This is a genomic window from Arthrobacter sp. K4-10C, assembly GCF_059090085.1.
Map to the genome: position 1 here is coordinate 191,814 of NZ_JBNHFI010000009.1, position 16,275 is coordinate 208,088.

Sequence of the window (16,275 nt, forward strand, 5' to 3'; positions counted from 1 at the left end):
TTCCCATCGAAGTGGAAAGGGCCGGCTGTATTCAGTTCCCGTTCGGATGGCCCAGCCGGCGGATTCCGGTGGCCTGGGTGGCGTCCCGGATCTCCCCAACAAGTTGCTCGATAACGTCCTCGAGGAAAAGCACGCCCTGGGTTTTGCCGTCCGGGCCAATGACGCGGGCAAGGTGCGAGCCCGTGCGCTGCATGACTGACATGGCCTTCTCGATTTCGTCATCCAGTGCCAGGTTGGCCAGCGACCGGATCCGGCTCTCGGCGATGGGGCGCTCGTAGGCCGGTTCCGGGATGGACAGCACATCCTTTACATGGAGGTAGCCGTACAGCATGTCCTCGTCGTCGAGCATCGGGAAGCGGGAAAACCCCGTGCGGCTGACTGCTTTCTCGAACTCAACGGGAGTAGTAGCGGCCCTCAGCATGACCAGGTTGTCCAGCGGCACCATGATGTCCGCGGCTGTGTACTCGGAAAACTCGAGTGCGCCCGTGATGAGGCCGGCGTCGTCGTCCACCAGGCCGTGGCGGGTGGATTCCTGGACGATCGACTGCACTTCCTCCAGGGTGAACGAGGAGTTGACTTCGTCCTTGGGCTCGATCCGCAGCAGCTTGAGGATGTGGTTTGCCGACCAGTTGAGGACGGAAATCACGGGGTTGACCAGCCGCGAGATGAACACCAGCGGCGGCGCAAGAAGCAGTGCCGCCTTGTCCGCGACGGACACCGAGATGTTTTTCGGCACCATCTCGCCAAAAGTCACGTGCAGGAACGTGACCAGCATCAGCGCCACGGCGAAGGCCGTAACGTCCGCAACTTCGATCGGAAGGCCCAGCGTTTCCAGCGGGACAGCCAGCAGGTGGTGGATGGCAGGTTCTGCGACCAGGAGGATCAGCAAAGAGCAGACAGTGATGCCCAGCTGGGCGCACGCCAGCATCAGCGAAACGTTTTCCATCGCCTTCAGCGTGGTCTGCGCACGCTTGGAGCCAGCCTCCGCCAATGGCTCAATCTGGCTGCGCCGGGCGGACATCACCGCGAACTCGGCTCCCACGAAGAAGGCATTCGCGAGCAGCAGCACGCCCAGCCACACAATTCCGGCCCAGTCGCTCATCGCACGGCCCCTTCATTCGTTTCCCCGGCCGCGTCAGCCGCTTTGGCCGGTTGGAAACAGATCCGGTCGATCCGGCGGCCCTCCATTCGGGTGACGCTCAGGGTTCCGCCGCCCACCGGCACGGTGTCCCCCACCGCACCGATCCGGCCCAGCTTGCTCATCACGTAGCCACCCACGGTTTCGTACGCAGCCTCGTCAGGGACAGTCAGCCCCGGAATCTGTTCGGACAGCTCGTCAGGGCGAAGCAGCCCTGGAAAATACCAGTCGCCGGACGCACTCTGCAGCAGGCCAGGGCGGACTTTGTCATGCTCGTCCGCCACTTCGCCGACAATTTCTTCCACCAGGTCTTCCAGCGTGGCGATGCCGGCGGTTCCACCGTATTCATCGAGGACGACGGCGAGTTGCAGGTTTCCTTCGCGGAGTTCAGCCAGCAGGGCATCCAGGTGGATGGTCTCGGGAACCCGCAGCACCTCCGTCATGATGGAGCCGGCCTCCAGGTTCTGCCTGCGCTCCCAGGGAACCGCCACTGCCTTCTTGACATGGACCAGGCCACGGATGTCGTCCGCCGAGTCGCCGATAACCGGGAACCGGGAATAGCCGGTCCGGCGGGCGGCAGCCACAATGTCGGCAACGGGCTGGTCCGCCTCGATCGTCTCCACCCGGATGCGCGGCGTCATGACGTCCGCGGCCGTCCGGGCGGAAAAATTCAGGGTGCGGGCAATGAAGTTGGCTGTGCCGGCGTCAAGCGTTCCCATAGCCGCCGAACGGCGTACCAGTGAGGCGAGCTCCGCGGGAGTGCGTGCCCCCGAAATCTCTTCCTTGGCTTCCAGCCCGAAAACGTGGAGAACGCGGTTGGAGAAACCGTTGAGCAGCACGATGGCCGGCTTGAAAACGGCCGTGAAGATCAGCTGGGGCCGGGCCAGGGCCTTGCCCACCGGAAACGACAGCGCGATGGCCATGTTCTTGGGAACAAGCTCCCCCAAAAGCATCGAGAGGAGGGTGGCAATCACCATGGCGAGGACCAGTGAAATGGAAGCGACAGCGACGTCGGGAAGCCCGACGGCGGCCAGCGGGGCTTCCAGGAGTTGCCCCACCGAAGGCTCCATCACGTATCCGGTGAGGAGCGTGGTGAGGGTGATGCCAAGCTGGCAGCTTGAGAGCTGAGTTGAGAGGGACTTGAGGCAGGTGAGCAGCGGAACGGCGCCCGTATCGCCGTCGTCCACCGCGCGCTGGACTGTCGGCTGGTCAAGTGCGATCAGGGAAAACTCGACAGCTACGAAGAAGCCGGTACCTGCAATGAGCAGCAAACCTGCGGCAAGGAAGAGCCATTCCATTCAGCATCCCGCCTGTACTGCGCGCGGGCGTGGATCCGGAAATCTGGGATCTCTGCCCGGCGGAGGATGGTCGGCCGGGACCGAAGCTCTTTCCGGGCGGGAGGCGGTCGAAGGGGCCGCTGGCGGGTGATGGGCGCGTGTTCGGGGTTTGCCGGCTCTTCGGGTGGACTGCGCGGCGCTGTTCGTGCTCCGCTGACAGCCCCCAGGCCGGCACCTAGATTTACTGTCCATAAGAACTTCAGTCTACAGGTACGGGCACCTGCACCCCTTCCCTCAGAGTCCGCACCGGAGCGCCGGAACGGCCCGCCCGGAAAACCCTGTGAGGCGCCTTCGGCCGCCATATTTGGCGGTTGCCACGTCACTTCATGATTTGGGTCACCCTTATTGGCGGTTAGCACAACATGGTTACTAGACTTGCAAAGGTCTGGGTTCAGAGGACGCAGAGACTGGTTCGAACGTAGTGCTGACGCACCGTGGGGCCGGAGAGAAATCAACTCATGGAAGAGGCGTATTTCAAGTGCCAGAGCAGCCAAGCCACCGTCTACCAGAGGAATTTGGCGGAAACGAGTGGCTCGTGGACGAACTGTACGAGCAGTATCAGCAGGACAAGAACGCTGTGGATGCCAAGTGGTGGCCGCTGTTTGAATCGTTCGACTCGGGTAGCAGTTCTTCTTCCAACGGTAATTCGGGGCAGGCCGCTGCCCACCCTCCCACCCGGGAGATGCCTGTTGTCAACGCGGCTCCTGCGGCTCCGGCACCGTCGCCGGCAGCAGCTCCTGCCGCTCCCCCGGCTGCCGCACCGGCACCAGCTCCCGTGAAGAAGGCTCCCGCCACCGTGGCCCGCGATGGCGGCAAGAAGACCGAGGCCGCCACGGGATCACAGCCGATCCCTGCGCAGCTGCCCAAGAACGTCAAGGCCCCCACCGCCCCTGAGGAAGACGTCGTTTCCATCCTCCGCGGACCGGCAAAGGCCATCGCCACCAACATGGTCACCAGCCTTGAGGTGCCCACGGCCACCAGCGTCCGTGCCATCCCGGCCAAGCTGCTGATCGACAACCGCGTGGTCATCAACTCCAACCTCGCCCGTGCCCGCGGCGGCAAGGTCTCCTTCACGCACATCATCGGCTACGCCGTGATCCGTGCACTCTCCCAGTTCCCCTCGATGAACGTGTACTACGACGAGGTGGACGGCAAGCCCTCGGCTGTCCAGCCTGCCCACGTCAACTTCGGCATCGCCATCGACATGCCCAAGCCGGACGGTACGCGCCTGCTGATGGTGCCGAACATCAAAAAGGCCGAGACCCTCAACTTCGCCGAGTTCTGGCACACCTACGAGGACCTGATCAAGCGCGCCCGCAGCGGCAAGCTCACGGCCGAGGACCATCAGGGCACCACCGTCTCGCTGACCAACCCGGGTGGCATCGGCACCGTTCACTCGGTGCCCCGCCTTTCCAAGGGCCAGGCCGCAATCATCGGCGTCGGCGCCCTCGACTACCCTGCTGAGTTCCAGGGTGCCAGCGAGAAAATCATTGCCCAGAACGCCATCAGCAAGGTCCTCACGCTCACCTCTACCTACGACCACCGTGTCATCCAGGGCGCCGGCAGCGGCGAGTTCCTTAAGCTCGTCCACCAGCTCCTGCTGGGTGCGCAGAACTTCTACGACGAAATCTTCGAAGCCCTCCGGATCCCTTACGAGCCGGTCCGTTGGAGCGCAGACAAGCAGGTTGACCCGGCGGACGAGATCAACAAGGTGGCCCGGATCCAGCAGCTGATCCACTCCTACCGCGTCCGCGGACACCTGATGGCGGACACCGATCCGCTTGAGTACGTCCAGCGCAAGCACCCGGACCTGGACGTCCTGACCTACGGCCTGACCCTGTGGGACCTGGACCGCGAATGGCCCACCGGTGGCTTCGGCGGCAAGTCCATGCTGAAGTTCCGCGACATCCTGGGTGTCCTGCGTGACGCCTACTGCCGCACCACGGGCATCGAATACATGCACATCCAGGAGCCTGCCGAGCGGAAATGGTTCCAGGACCAGCTGGAGCACCCGTACTCCAAGCCGAGCCGTGAAGAACAGCTCCGGATCGTCTCCAAGCTGAACGCCGCAGAAGCATTCGAAACGTTCCTGCAGACCAAGTTCGTGGGCCAGAAGCGCTTCTCCCTCGAGGGTGGCGAGTCGCTGATTCCGCTGCTTGACGCGATCATGTCCGATGCCGCCGACGACGGCCTCGACGAGGTTGCCATCGGCATGGCACACCGCGGCCGCCTGAACGTGCTCACCAACATCGCCGGCAAGACCTACGCACAGGTCTTCCGCGAGTTCGAAGGCACCCAGGACCCCCGGTCGGTCCAGGGTTCCGGCGACGTCAAGTACCACCTGGGTACCGAGGGCACCTTTACATCGGACAACGGCAAGGAAACCAAGGTCTACCTCGCCGCCAACCCGTCCCACCTGGAAGCTGTGGACCCCGTGCTCGAGGGCATCGTCCGGGCCAAGCAGGACCGCCTGGACCAAGGCCAGTCCTTCCCCGTCCTCCCCATCGTGGTGCACGGTGACGCTGCCTTCGCCGGCCAGGGCGTGGTTGCCGAAACCCTCAACCTGTCCCAGCTGCGCGGGTACCGCACCGGCGGAACTATCCACATCGTGGTCAACAACCAGGTGGGCTTCACCACCGCCCCGTCGTCATCGCGGTCTTCCACTTACTCCACGGACGTCGCCAAGATGATCCAGGCACCTGTGTTCCACGTGAATGGCGACGATCCCGAAGCTGTGGTCCGCATCGGCCAGCTCGCCTACGAGTTCCGCCAGCGCTTCCACAAGGACGTCGTCATCGACATGGTCTGCTACCGCCGGCGCGGGCACAACGAGGGCGACGACCCCTCGATGACCCAGCCGCTGATGTACAACCTGATCGAAGCCAAGCGCTCCGTCCGCAAGCTGTACACCGAGTCCCTGATCGGCCGCGGCGACATCACCGAGGAAGAAGCGGAGCAACTGCTCCGCGACTACCAGGAGCGGCTGGAACGCGTCTTCGCTGAAACCCACGCAGCGCAGACCTCCCCCATCCCGATCGTCACGGCGGATTCCGCGGCTGTGTCCGATATCGAGCGGCCCATTGCACAGCAGTCCGACTCCAGCATCAACGCCCCGGTCTCCACTGCCATCTCGGCAGAGACCCTGGCCCGGATCGGCAGGGCACACGTCGAAATCCCCGAGGGCTTCACTGTCCACGCCAAGCTGAAGCAGCTGCTCGAAAAGCGCGAGCAGATGTCCCGCGAAGGCGGCATCGACTGGGGCTTCGGCGAGATCGCAGCGTTCGGCTCCCTGATCATGGAAGGCGTACCCGTACGCCTCGCCGGCCAGGACTCCCGCCGCGGCACCTTTGTGCAGCGCCACGCCGTGTTCCACGACCGCGCCAACGGCCAGGAATGGCTGCCCCTGGGCAACCTTTCCGACAACCAGGCCAAGCTGTGGATCTACGATTCGCTGCTGTCCGAATACGCGGCCATGGGCTTCGAGTACGGCTACTCGGTGGAGCGGCCGGACGCCCTGGTCCTCTGGGAGGCCCAGTTCGGCGACTTTGTCAACGGCGCCCAGACCATCATCGACGAGTTCATCTCCTCGGCCGAGCAGAAGTGGGGCCAGCGGTCCTCGCTGGTGCTGATGCTTCCGCACGGCTACGAGGGCCAGGGCCCGGACCACTCCTCGGCGAGGATCGAACGCTTCCTGCAGCTGTGCGCCGAAGAGAACATGATCGTGGCAAACCCCACCACGGCTGCCTCGCACTTCCACCTGCTGCGCCGCCAGGCGTACAGCCGGCCGCGGAAGCCGCTGATCATCTTCACGCCCAAGCAGCTCCTCCGGCTGAAGGCCGCAGCGTCGTCCGTCGAGGACTTCACGAGCGGCACCTTCCGTCCTGTCATCGGTGAGCATGAGCAGCTGGCCGCGGACGCCGTCGAACGCGTCCTGCTGGTCTCCGGCCGCCTGTACTACGATCTTCTGTCCACCCGCCAGAAGACCGGCGACCAGACCACTGCCATCATCCGCGTGGAGCAGCTCTACCCGCTGCCGCACGCCGAGATCGCGGCTGAACTTGCCAAGTACCCGAACGCCGAGGTTGTTTGGGCCCAGGATGAGCCCGCCAACCAGGGTCCGTGGCCGTTTATCGGCCTGAACCTGCCGGACGCCGTCGACCGCCGGATCCGGCTGGTCTCGCGTCCCGCCTCGGCCTCCACGGCAGCCGGTTCCATGAAGCGGCACGCCGCGGAGCAGGACGTGCTCCTGAAGCAGGCATTCGCGCGGAAGTAAGCAGTAAGGCTGCCCGGCCGGACGTCCAATACCAGGCTCCGGCCGGGCAGTTCTGTTTAATGGATGGACAGCGCCGCCCGCATCCCGCAACAGCGGTGGGAGCGGCCAGGGACCGACGTAAAGAGGATCGTGTGGAAGACAGGAAGCTGCGGATTGCAGCTGTAGGAGATGAACTGCTGGCCGGACTCGGAGATCCCCGGGCCCTCGGCTGGTTGGGCCGCGTCCTGGCCCGCACTCCCCAGGACGGCATGCTTTTGGAAAGCTATGCCCTCCCCTGTCCGCAGGAAGGAACGGAAGGCCTGGCCGCACGCTGGCTGGAAGAGGCCGGGCGGCGGTTCAGCGGCCAAGCCGAGAACCGCCTGGTGATCGGTCTTTCCGGCCGGGACATCGAATTCGGACTATCCACCGCGCGCAGCAGGCTCAACCTCGCGAACATCCTGGACTCGGCATCGCAGAACCGCATTGAGGTCTTCGTGGTGGGCCCGCCGCCCACCCTGGATCCCACGCAAAACCGCCGGCTGGATGAGCTGAACACAGCCTTCGCCGATGTCACCACCCGCCGCAAGCACCTCTACGTCGACACCTTTTCGCCGCTCCTCAACCACGAGCAGTGGCGGCAGGACCTTGCCGCCAACGCGGGAACGCCCGGACAGGCCGGCTACGGCCTGATGGCGTGGCTGGTGCTGCACCGCGGCTGGTTCCAGTGGCTGGGGATGGACGCCCCCGCCTAGGCCTTTCGCGATATATCTTGACTGCCGGGGGCGCCGGTTGTACGTTGATCAGTACACACGATATATCGCCTTTGGAGGTTCCCATGTCCGAGCAGAACTGGACTGTCACCAGCCCGCAGACCATCGACGTTGACGGCGTGACATCCCTGAAGCTGGGTATGGTCCATGGCCGGTTCGACGTGGTGGCCCACGGGGAGCCCGTGACCCGGGTGGAAATTTCCGAGGTCCACGGCGACCCGGTGGCGGTGTCCGTCAGCAATGGCCGCCTGGAGATCCGCCACCAGCTGCACGGCGCACAGGGCTGGTTCAAGAACCTGATGGGAACTGTCAGCCACAGCAGTGAAAATTCCGCCGTCATCAGCATCGCCGTTCCCGGGAACGTGGAAGTCGAGGCGGGTATTGTCAGCGGCGACGGCCTGGTCTCCGGCGTGTCCGGCCATTCCCGGCTCAACACAGTATCCGGTTCGGTCATGGCGGACAGCACGGACGGCCAACTCGACGTCAATACCGTCAGCGGCGAAGTGTCCGCCCGGAACCATACCGGCGTCCTCACGGCAAAGAGCGTCTCCGGGGAAGTGACGGCGTCGGGCCGGTTCACGAACATCCGGGCCAACACCGTGAGCGGAGACCTCAGCTTCGACCTGCACGGCTTCACGCACGACTTCGGGTCCAACTCGGTCTCCGGCGACCTGACCATCCGCGTGCCGCACGACGTCGGGGTGGACATTGTGTCCAAGTCGGCCAGCGGCGCGGTGGTCATCGACGACCAGCGCTACGCCCAGGTGGGCGGGAAAGTGGAGACGATCGCCGGGCCCGACGGGCAGCTCATGCTGGTGCGGACCAACTCCGTATCCGGCAAGACGTCGATCATCCACCGCCCGGCGACCGGAAATGCGGAAGCGGGGCACTGATGCCCCCGGTGTTCGCGCACGGTGCCCTGCGCCTCTATCTCCTGGCGCTGCTTGAATCCGGCCCTAAACACGGCTATGAGCTCATCAAGGCGCTCAAGGACCGGTTTGGCGGCACCTACTCCCCCAGCGCGGGGACCATCTACCCACGCCTCGGGAAGCTGGAGGAGGAGGGCCTGGTTGCTACCGAATCGGCAGGCCGCCGCACAAACTACCACATCACGGCGGCAGGACTGGCGGAGCTGAACCGCCGGCGCGACGAGCTGGCGGGGGTCGAGAACGATATTTCGGCCTCTGTGCGCCGGCTGGCCGACGGCCTGCGCGAGGACATCCGCAGCAATATGCGGGGCTTGCGGGCAGACCTGGCTGCCACTGCCGAAGCCGCACGCACTGCCGCACATGCAACGGACTTCCGGGGTCCCGCTGGCCGGACGTCCGCGGAAGGCTCACGGTCGCTCAAGGACGCCGAGTTGATGCTCCAGGAGTTCCGGGACGACCTCCGTACCGAGCTTCGCCTGCACGCCCGAGGCCAGCCCCTGGGCCCTGTCACGTTGGAGACCATGCGCACCGTGCTGGAACAGGCGCGCATCGCCATCCGGAATTCCCTCAAGGCCTGATCCCCGGACTGTCACCGGACCACCGCAGGTCACCCGGGGGTTCCCGGTTCGCGGGCGGTCTGATGATGTGGGAGACTTGAGGGCAGCTCTTTTGAGTACCGAAAGTAAGGAGGCCAGCTATGAGCAAGCGTGCACGCAAGCGTCGTGACCGTAAGCGTGGCGGCGCGAACCACGGGAAGCGCCCCAACACCTAGGCAAATGCCAGGGACTACGGTTCAAGCAAAGGACCCCGGAAGCCGTTCGGCTTCCGGGGTCCTTTGCTGTTGGCCGGCAGCTGCACCCGCTGCGGGCTTTATGACGGTACCTAGGCATCCACCGGACGGATGGAGTGGATCCTGTCCAGGATGGCATTCTTCAGGTTGTCCGGCGCAGCTTCCGTGCAGGAGCGCTTGACCATGTTCCGGATGACGCACTCGAGATCGTACTGCTCAGTGCATTCCGGGCAGTCATCGAGATGGTTCTTGATCTCCGTGATGTCCTCACGGGTCAAAGCTCCGTCGAGGTACTCGTAGATGCGTTGCATCCGGGTGTCGTCGCAATCGCCCAATCCCTGGCAGTCGCTCATTTCCTGCTCTCCTGTTGTGTGCTTGCAGCCGTGTCCTGTGCATTCGCGGCCGACTTGAATCCGCGCTCGGCGGCGTACTCCGCCAGCATGTCCCGCAACATTCTCCGGCCGCGGTGGAGCCGGGACATCACCGTGCCGATTGGCGTGTTCATGATGTCTGAAATTTCCTTGTACGCGAACCCTTCGACGTCCGCGAAATACACCGCAAGGCGGAATTCTTCCGGAATGTCCTGGAGTGCGCGCTTGACGTCGGAATCCGGGAGGTGGTCCAGCGCCTCTGCCTCAGCGGAACGGAGCCCGCTGGAGGTGTGTGATTCGGCCCGCGCCAACTGCCAGTCCTCGATCGTGTCCGAGTTGGACTGAAGCGGTTCGCGCTGCCGCTTGCGGTACAGATTGATGTAGGTGTTGGTCAGGATCCGGTACAGCCATGCCTTCAGGTTGGTACCCGGTTTGTACTGATGGAACGCCGAGAAGGCCTTGGTGTAGGCCTCCTGGACCAGGTCCTCGGCATCGGAGGGGTTCCGCGCCATCCGCATCGCCGCGGAGTACAGCTGGTCAACGTACTGCATGGCGTCGCGCTCGAACCGGAGGCGGCGCTGTTCGGCGGTTTCCGTCGAAACATCCACCATTGCTTCAGTGGTTTCGACCCCGGAATCGGGGGCCTCAACCGATTCGGACGGGGACGCCCCGGCGGGCGCGCCTTTCACTTCGCTGTTCGAAGCCTCGTACATGGCCGACACGGCCGGATCCAGGGTGCTCATTGCCTTCAAGTCTACTGTCAGGCTCCGCGCACGCGACGAGCCGTACTCCGGGGCATCCGCATCCATCAAGTCGACAGCCACCGGGCCCACTGCGTCGATTCCGTCCAACACCCGCCTCAAGGCCAAGCTCCGCTCCATTTCGTACTGCACCGGTTGCGTGATTCGTTGCGCGGCCGGTCTTCCCGGACCCGCTTTTGCCATAACCCCTGGCCTTGGGCAAATATTCCCCAAAAGTGCAAGACTAGAACGGACTCCGCCGCCTATGACGCGGTTCGTCCATCCAGGAGGAAATCCATGTCCTTTATACGCACGCTCGCCCGCCCCATGCTGGCTTCCAGCTTTGTTCTTGCCGGGGTGGATAAGCTCAAGAACACCGACGATACTGCCCAGCAACTCTCACCCCTGCTTCGTAAGGCTGCGGCGTCGCTGCCGTTTCAGGCGGACGAAAAGATGCTGGCCCGTGTGATCGGCGGGACGCAGGTGGGCGCCGGCGTACTCTTCGGACTGGGCAAGTTCTCCAGGCTCTCGGCCACCCTGCTTACGGTCATCTCCCTGCTGAACACGTTTGTGGAATGGCGCAGCGCAGACATCAGCAGCAAGGAAGGCCGGGAGACCCGCCGCAACCAGCTCTTGAAAAACCTGTCCCTGAGCGGCGGGGCACTGCTCGCTTCCGTGGACACCGCCGGCAAGCCGGGCCTGGCCTGGCGAGCCGAGCACCTTGCCGCCGATGCCCGCAAGGGCGCAACCCACCTTGCAGCTGACGCACGGAAGACCACCAATAAGAAGCTTGCCAAGGCGGACAAGGCCGTGCGGCGCGCGGTTGAACAAGCCACGGGGGCATAAGGACGAATGACCGCTGCAGCTGCCACCCGGGACGACTCCGGAACTCCTGTCCCCCACTGGCCCGCACCCTTCGCCTCGCGGCCCGTTGATGCCACCGTCACGGTTCCCGGCTCGAAGTCCCTGACCAACAGGTACCTCGTCCTCGCCGCGCTGGCTGACGGACCGTCCCGCTTGCGCGCACCTTTGCACTCCCGGGATTCGACGCTGATGATCGAGGCGCTGCGCCAACTGGGTGCCACCATCACCGAAGTGCCGGGCGACGGAGCCTTCGGTCCGGACCTTGAGGTGGTCCCGCTGGGACAGGGGGCGGCGGAGCCGCTTACCAGGATCGACTGCGGCCTCGCCGGCACGGTGATGCGTTTTGTTCCGCCGCTCGCAGCGCTGCGCAACGGCGCCAGCGTGTTCGACGGCGACCCGCACGCCCGCAAGCGTCCGATGGGAACCATCATCGAGGCTCTCAGGGCACTGGGGGTCACAGTAACCGCGGAGGATGGGGGCACGCCGTTGTCGCTTCCGTTCGTGGTGGAGGGCAGCGGGGAAGTGCGCGGCGGACACCTGGTCATCGATGCCAGTGCGTCCTCGCAGTTCGTCTCGGCCCTCCTTTTGGTGGGGGCACGGTTCACGGAGGGCCTGCACCTTGAGCACGCGGGCAAGCCGGTCCCCAGCCTCGACCACATCAACATGACCGTCGCCGTGCTCCGGGGCGCGGGAGTGGAGGTTGACGATTCGGTTCCCAATCACTGGGTAGTTTCCCCTGGCCCCATCCGCGCTTTTGACCAGCGGATCGAGCAGGACCTTTCGAATGCCGGCCCGTTCCTCGCGGCAGCATTGGCTTCGGGCGGAACGGTCCGCATTCCCGGCTGGCCGGAGCAGACGCAGCAGGTGGGTGACCTGTGGCGCCCCATCCTGGCCGAGATGGGCGCGACGGTGACGCTTGAGCACGGAGTCCTCACGGTCACCGGCGGCCCGGAAATCAAGGGTGCGGATTTCGCCGACACAAGCGAACTGGCACCTACCGTCGCGGCCCTGTGCGCGTTGGCTTCGGGGCCTTCCCGGCTCACCGGCATCGCCCACCTGCGCGGGCATGAAACGGACCGGCTGGCCGCGCTCGCTAAGGAAATCAACCGCCTGGGCGGCGACGTAGAGGAAACCGCCGACGGCCTGGTGATCCGCCCTGCCAGGCTGCACGCCGGCGTCGTGCACAGCTACGCCGACCACCGCATGGCTACGGCCGGAGCAATCCTGGGTTTGGCGGTGGAAGGAGTGCAGGTGGAGGATATCGCCACCACGGCCAAGACCATGCCGGACTTTCCCCGGCTTTGGGCGGATATGCTCGCCCAGGGCAGTGCCCCGCAGCAGGAGGCCGAGGCCGGGGCGGAAGGTTCGAGCGGTGGCCCGGCGCACTGATTCCTGGGACGAATCGGACGTCCGGATCCGGCCCAACAAGAAGGGGTCCCGGCCCCGCACCAAGGACCGGCCCACCCATGACGACGCCGTCACCGGGCGGATCATCACGGTGGACCGCGGAAGGTACACCGCGGTGGTGGGCGAGGATTCCGGTGATGAACGCATCGTCATCGCCGCCCGGGCCCGGGAGCTGCGCCGCTCCCCCGTGGTGGCGGGGGACTTCGTCTCGCTCGTGGGGGACGTCTCCGGCGACCCCGATACCCTGGCCCGGCTGGTAAGGATCCAGGACCGGAAGACCCTCCTGCGGCGCAGCGCCGACGACACGGACCCCGTGGAGCGGGCCGTGGTGGCCAACGCCGACCAACTGGTCATCGTAGTGGCCGCCGCCAATCCCGAACCCCGAACCGGCTTTATCGACCGGGCGCTCGTAGCGGCATACGACGCAGGCATCGAGCCGATCCTGCTGGTCACCAAGGCGGACGTCAAGGATCCGGCCGAGCTCCTGTCCAACTACACGCACCTGGATCTTCCAGTGATCATCAGCCGGACCGCCGACATGCAGGCGTCAGGCATCGATGCCCGTTCGGACGACGGCCTGTCCGCCCGGCTGGACAAGGCCGCGGTTGCGGCGCTCCGGTCCTACCTGGACGGCAAGGTCACCGTGATGCTGGGGCACTCCGGCGTCGGAAAATCAACCATGGTCAACGCGCTCACCGGGGCCGAGCGTGCCACCGGCGGAGTAAACGCGGTAACGGGCAGGGGCCGGCACACGTCGTCGTCGGCACTGGCCCTGCGGCTGGCAGACGCACCGGCGGGCAGCTGGATCATCGACACCCCGGGAATCCGTTCCTTCGGCCTGGCGCACGTGGACCCGGACCGGATCCTGCGGTCCTTTCCTGACCTCGCCCCGGGCACCGACGCCTGTGAACGCGGCTGCAAGCACACGGCAAGCGCAGTGGACTGCGGCCTGGATGCCTGGGTGGCCGCCGGCCATGCCGGCCCCACCGGCGAGGCACGGCTGGCGTCCCTGCGCCGGCTCCTCGGAGCGGATCCACGGGAGGAAGCGCAGGAGGCAAAGGAGCTCGGCAGCGTCAACTGACGAAGCCGATCTCCCAGCAGAACCGCCTGCAGACGGTAGTTTGGAACCATGATCCAACCCGCTTCGAGCTACAACGATGACCTGCGCCTGGCCCATGTCCTGGCCGACTCCGTGGATGACCAGACCATGAGCCGCTTCAAGGCACTGGACCTCCACGTGGAGACCAAGCCCGACCTGACGCCGGTCACGGACGCGGACAAGGCCGCCGAAGAAGCCATCCGCGGCCAGCTCTCGCGTTCCCGGCCACGGGATGCAGTACTTGGTGAGGAATTCGGCAGCACCGGCCACGGCTCGCGCCGGTGGATCATCGACCCCATCGACGGGACCAAGAACTTTGTCCGCGGCGTGCCGGTCTGGGCCACCTTGATCGCCCTCGTTGATGAGGGCGAGCCGGTGGTCGGCGTGGTCAGTGCCCCTGCCTTGGGCAAGCGCTGGTGGGCCGCCAAGGGAATGGGCGCCTACATGGGCCGTTCCCTTGCCGCCGCCACCCGGCTCCGGGTCTCCAATGTTTCCAGCCTGTCCGACGCTTCCCTGTCCTACTCGAGCCTGGGCGGCTGGAAGGAACGCGGAAACCTGGACGAGTTCCTGGGCCTCACCGAGGAGGTCTGGCGGACCCGCGCCTACGGTGACTTCTGGTCCTACTGCATGGTGGCGGAGGGCTCGGTGGACATCGCCTGCGAACCGGAGCTCAACCTCTACGACATGGCGGCCCTGGTGCCGATCGTGGTGGAGGCGGGCGGGCGCTTCACCTCGCTGGAAGGCGAAGACGGCCCGTTCGGTGGAAACGCCCTGGCCACCAACTCGATCCTGCACTCCGAGGTGCTGCAGCGGCTGAACCCCGGGCTGGACGACCTGCTCTAGCTCCTGCTCAACCGAACATTCGACGGCGAACGTCTCCGAAAAGGGGCGTCCGCCGTCGTATTCTTCGACGGAACGCCGCTTTTTCCAGCCGCGCGTAACAAATGCCTTAACAATTGCACCGGCTTCAATCCTGGCCGCCCCATGTTTTACGCTCTTAACCAGGTCACGAGTGCCAGCGCAAAACCCCGGTTTGCTGGCCGGCAACCCTCCATTCGCGGTGGGGTGCCCCGGGTGACGACCAGGCCGGTCCGGAGCGGATGCGGCAAGCGCGGATTCCACTGATACCGGAGTCCTGTTTTGAAGTGAGGTCTCTGTGACAACTGCCACCGTCTCCCCCAACGCCGCAATTACCGCCGATTCTGTATTCGATGAGCGCCGGGCCGTGGCAGGCCGTCCCTTGGCCGCTGTCACGGGCGCGGAAATCCAGGCGCCGCTGATTTCCGGCGGCCACGTCCGCTATGCCAACCTCGACTACGGAGCGTCGGCCCCGGCCCTCTCGGTGGTGTCCGCCTACCTCAACGAGATCCTGCCCTTCTACGCCAGCGTCCACCGCGGCGCCGGGTACGCATCGCAGATCAGCACGTCCGTGTACGAGAACGCCCGCAGCATTGTCCGCGACTTTGTGGGCGGCCGCCCGGACGACTCCGTCATCTTCACCCGGAACACCACGGACTCGCTCAACCTGCTGGCCGGGTGCCTGCCCCTCAGCGACGGCCGGCCCACGGGCGATGTCCTGTACCTCGACATCGAGCACCACGCCAACCTGCTGCCGTGGCAGGGCGTCCCCCACCGGAGCATTGTTGCCGCCGACACCATCACGGGAACCATTGAGGCAGTGCGCACCGAACTGGAACAGGGCGGCGTCAGCCTGCTGGCCATCACCGGCGCGTCCAACGTCACGGGTGAGATCCTCCCGATCCGGGTCCTGGCAACGCTCGCCCACCAGCACGGCGCCCGCATCGTGGTGGACGCGGCGCAGCTGGCGCCACACCGGCGCGTTGACATCAGCGCGGACGACGTGGACTACATCGCCTTCTCCGGCCACAAGCTGTACGCGCCGTTCGGGACGGGCGTCCTGGTGGGGCGTCCGGACTGGCTCGACGCCGGGATCCCCCACCTTGCCGGCGGCGGCGCCGTCAAGGAAGCCAGGCTCGACGGCGTCAGCTGGGCCACGGGCCCGGCCCGCCACGAGGGCGGCTCCCCCAACGTCCTGGGCGCAGCCACCCTGGCCCGCGCCACGCAGGTGATCGCCGGGCTGGACCAGGACCGCTGGCACGCCCACGAGTCCGCCATCCGCTCCTTCCTGGTTGAGGGCCTGCAGAAGATCGACGGCGTAACCGTCCACCAGATCTTCAAGGACACCAACGCGGACACAGACACCATTGGCGTGGTCAACTTTTCCGTTGAGGGCTACGACGCCGGCCTCGTTGCAGCGTACCTGTCGGCTGAGCACGGCGTGGGGCTCCGGGACGGGCGTTTCTGTGCCCATCCCCTGCTGAAACGGCTGGGCCTGCCCTCGGGCTCGCTCCGTGCCAGCTTCGGTGTCGGTTCCCGTCTTGAAGACGCGGAGCGGCTCCTGGCCGGCATCGCCAAGCTCCGCCGTGAGGGGCTGGGCTGGGACTACGTGGTGGACGAGGGCCGCTGGGTTCCCGCGCATGACACCCGCACGTACCCGCACTGGGCTCCCAACACGCCCGGCACCGCCGGTGCCGCGCCCTGCATCGACGGCTGATCC

14 protein-coding genes and 1 riboswitch are annotated in these 16,275 nt (G+C 65.6%); of the genes, 10 read left to right on the plus strand and 4 right to left on the minus strand.

From position 1 onward, the window contains the following. Positions 1–31: 31 nt before the first annotated feature. Together AC5RUU_RS14310 and AC5RUU_RS14315 are read right to left on the minus strand one after the other, a co-directional pair. The gene (locus AC5RUU_RS14310; RefSeq protein ID WP_493975858.1) at positions 32–1,102 is read right to left on the minus strand and encodes a hemolysin family protein; all 1,071 of its coding nucleotides are present in this window, start codon (positions 1,100–1,102) and stop codon (positions 32–34) included. Continuing rightward, a complete protein-coding gene (locus AC5RUU_RS14315) occupies positions 1,099–2,436 on the minus strand; it encodes a hemolysin family protein (protein WP_493975859.1) in 1,338 nt (445 codons plus the stop codon). Before AC5RUU_RS14315 ends, AC5RUU_RS14310 begins: the two co-directional genes overlap by 4 nt. 517 nt (positions 2,437–2,953) lie before the next feature. Between AC5RUU_RS14315 and AC5RUU_RS14320 the strand changes: the two genes are divergently transcribed. From AC5RUU_RS14320 to AC5RUU_RS14340, 5 genes are all read left to right on the plus strand, one after another. Next, on the plus strand, positions 2,954–6,748 hold the full coding sequence (locus tag AC5RUU_RS14320; RefSeq protein WP_493975860.1) for a multifunctional oxoglutarate decarboxylase/oxoglutarate dehydrogenase thiamine pyrophosphate-binding subunit/dihydrolipoyllysine-residue succinyltransferase subunit: 3,795 nt from the start codon (positions 2,954–2,956) through the stop codon (positions 6,746–6,748). A 131-nt stretch (positions 6,749–6,879) separates the two neighbouring features. Then, positions 6,880–7,479, plus strand: a complete 600-nt coding sequence (locus AC5RUU_RS14325; RefSeq protein ID WP_493975861.1) for a GDSL-type esterase/lipase family protein — start codon at positions 6,880–6,882, stop codon at positions 7,477–7,479. Positions 7,480–7,562: 83 nt separating this feature from the next. Then, a complete protein-coding gene (locus AC5RUU_RS14330) occupies positions 7,563–8,390 on the plus strand; it encodes a DUF4097 family beta strand repeat-containing protein (protein ID WP_493975862.1) in 828 nt (275 codons plus the stop codon). Further along, positions 8,390–9,004, plus strand: coding sequence for a PadR family transcriptional regulator (locus tag AC5RUU_RS14335; protein ID WP_493975863.1), 615 nt, complete (start codon positions 8,390–8,392; stop codon positions 9,002–9,004). Before AC5RUU_RS14330 ends, AC5RUU_RS14335 begins: the two co-directional genes overlap by 1 nt. Positions 9,005–9,123: 119 nt before the next feature. Further along, positions 9,124–9,198 (plus strand): 50S ribosomal protein bL37, encoded by a 75-nt coding sequence (locus AC5RUU_RS14340; RefSeq protein ID WP_369299106.1) that lies wholly within the window; start codon positions 9,124–9,126, stop codon positions 9,196–9,198. Positions 9,199–9,308: 110 nt separating this feature from the next. Here AC5RUU_RS14340 and rsrA read toward each other — a convergent pair whose 3' ends face one another. Both rsrA and AC5RUU_RS14350 read right to left on the minus strand, forming a co-directional pair. Further along, positions 9,309–9,569 carry a mycothiol system anti-sigma-R factor gene (rsrA, locus tag AC5RUU_RS14345; protein ID WP_104042300.1) on the minus strand — a complete coding sequence of 87 codons (261 nt, stop codon included), beginning with the start codon at positions 9,567–9,569 and terminating at the stop codon, positions 9,309–9,311. Further along, entirely contained in the window at positions 9,566–10,330 is a 765-nt protein-coding gene (locus AC5RUU_RS14350) for a sigma-70 family RNA polymerase sigma factor (RefSeq protein WP_493975864.1), read from the minus strand. The genes rsrA and AC5RUU_RS14350 overlap by 4 nt, the downstream gene beginning before the upstream one ends. Positions 10,331–10,624: 294 nt before the next feature. Between AC5RUU_RS14350 and AC5RUU_RS14355 the strand changes: the two genes are divergently transcribed. The 5 genes from AC5RUU_RS14355 to AC5RUU_RS14375 all read left to right on the plus strand — a co-directional run bounded on the left by AC5RUU_RS14355 (position 10,625) and on the right by AC5RUU_RS14375 (position 16,272). Next, the gene (locus AC5RUU_RS14355) at positions 10,625–11,173 is read left to right on the plus strand and encodes a DoxX family protein (RefSeq protein ID WP_493975865.1); all 549 of its coding nucleotides are present in this window, start codon (positions 10,625–10,627) and stop codon (positions 11,171–11,173) included. A gap of 6 nt (positions 11,174–11,179) precedes the next feature. Beyond that, positions 11,180–12,580 carry a 3-phosphoshikimate 1-carboxyvinyltransferase gene (gene aroA / locus AC5RUU_RS14360; RefSeq protein WP_493975866.1) on the plus strand — a complete coding sequence of 467 codons (1,401 nt, stop codon included), beginning with the start codon at positions 11,180–11,182 and terminating at the stop codon, positions 12,578–12,580. After that, positions 12,564–13,679, plus strand: coding sequence for a ribosome small subunit-dependent GTPase A (rsgA, locus tag AC5RUU_RS14365; RefSeq protein ID WP_493975867.1), 1,116 nt, complete (start codon positions 12,564–12,566; stop codon positions 13,677–13,679). Before aroA ends, rsgA begins: the two co-directional genes overlap by 17 nt. Positions 13,680–13,727: 48 nt before the next feature. Then, on the plus strand, positions 13,728–14,540 hold the full coding sequence (gene hisN / locus AC5RUU_RS14370) for a histidinol-phosphatase (protein ID WP_493975868.1): 813 nt from the start codon (positions 13,728–13,730) through the stop codon (positions 14,538–14,540). Positions 14,541–14,701: 161 nt separating this feature from the next. Further along, positions 14,702–14,815: riboswitch (SAM riboswitch) on the plus strand. Positions 14,816–14,853: 38 nt separating this feature from the next. Further along, positions 14,854–16,272, plus strand: a complete 1,419-nt coding sequence (locus tag AC5RUU_RS14375; RefSeq protein WP_493975869.1) for an aminotransferase class V-fold PLP-dependent enzyme — start codon at positions 14,854–14,856, stop codon at positions 16,270–16,272. Positions 16,273–16,275: the final 3 nt, after the last annotated feature.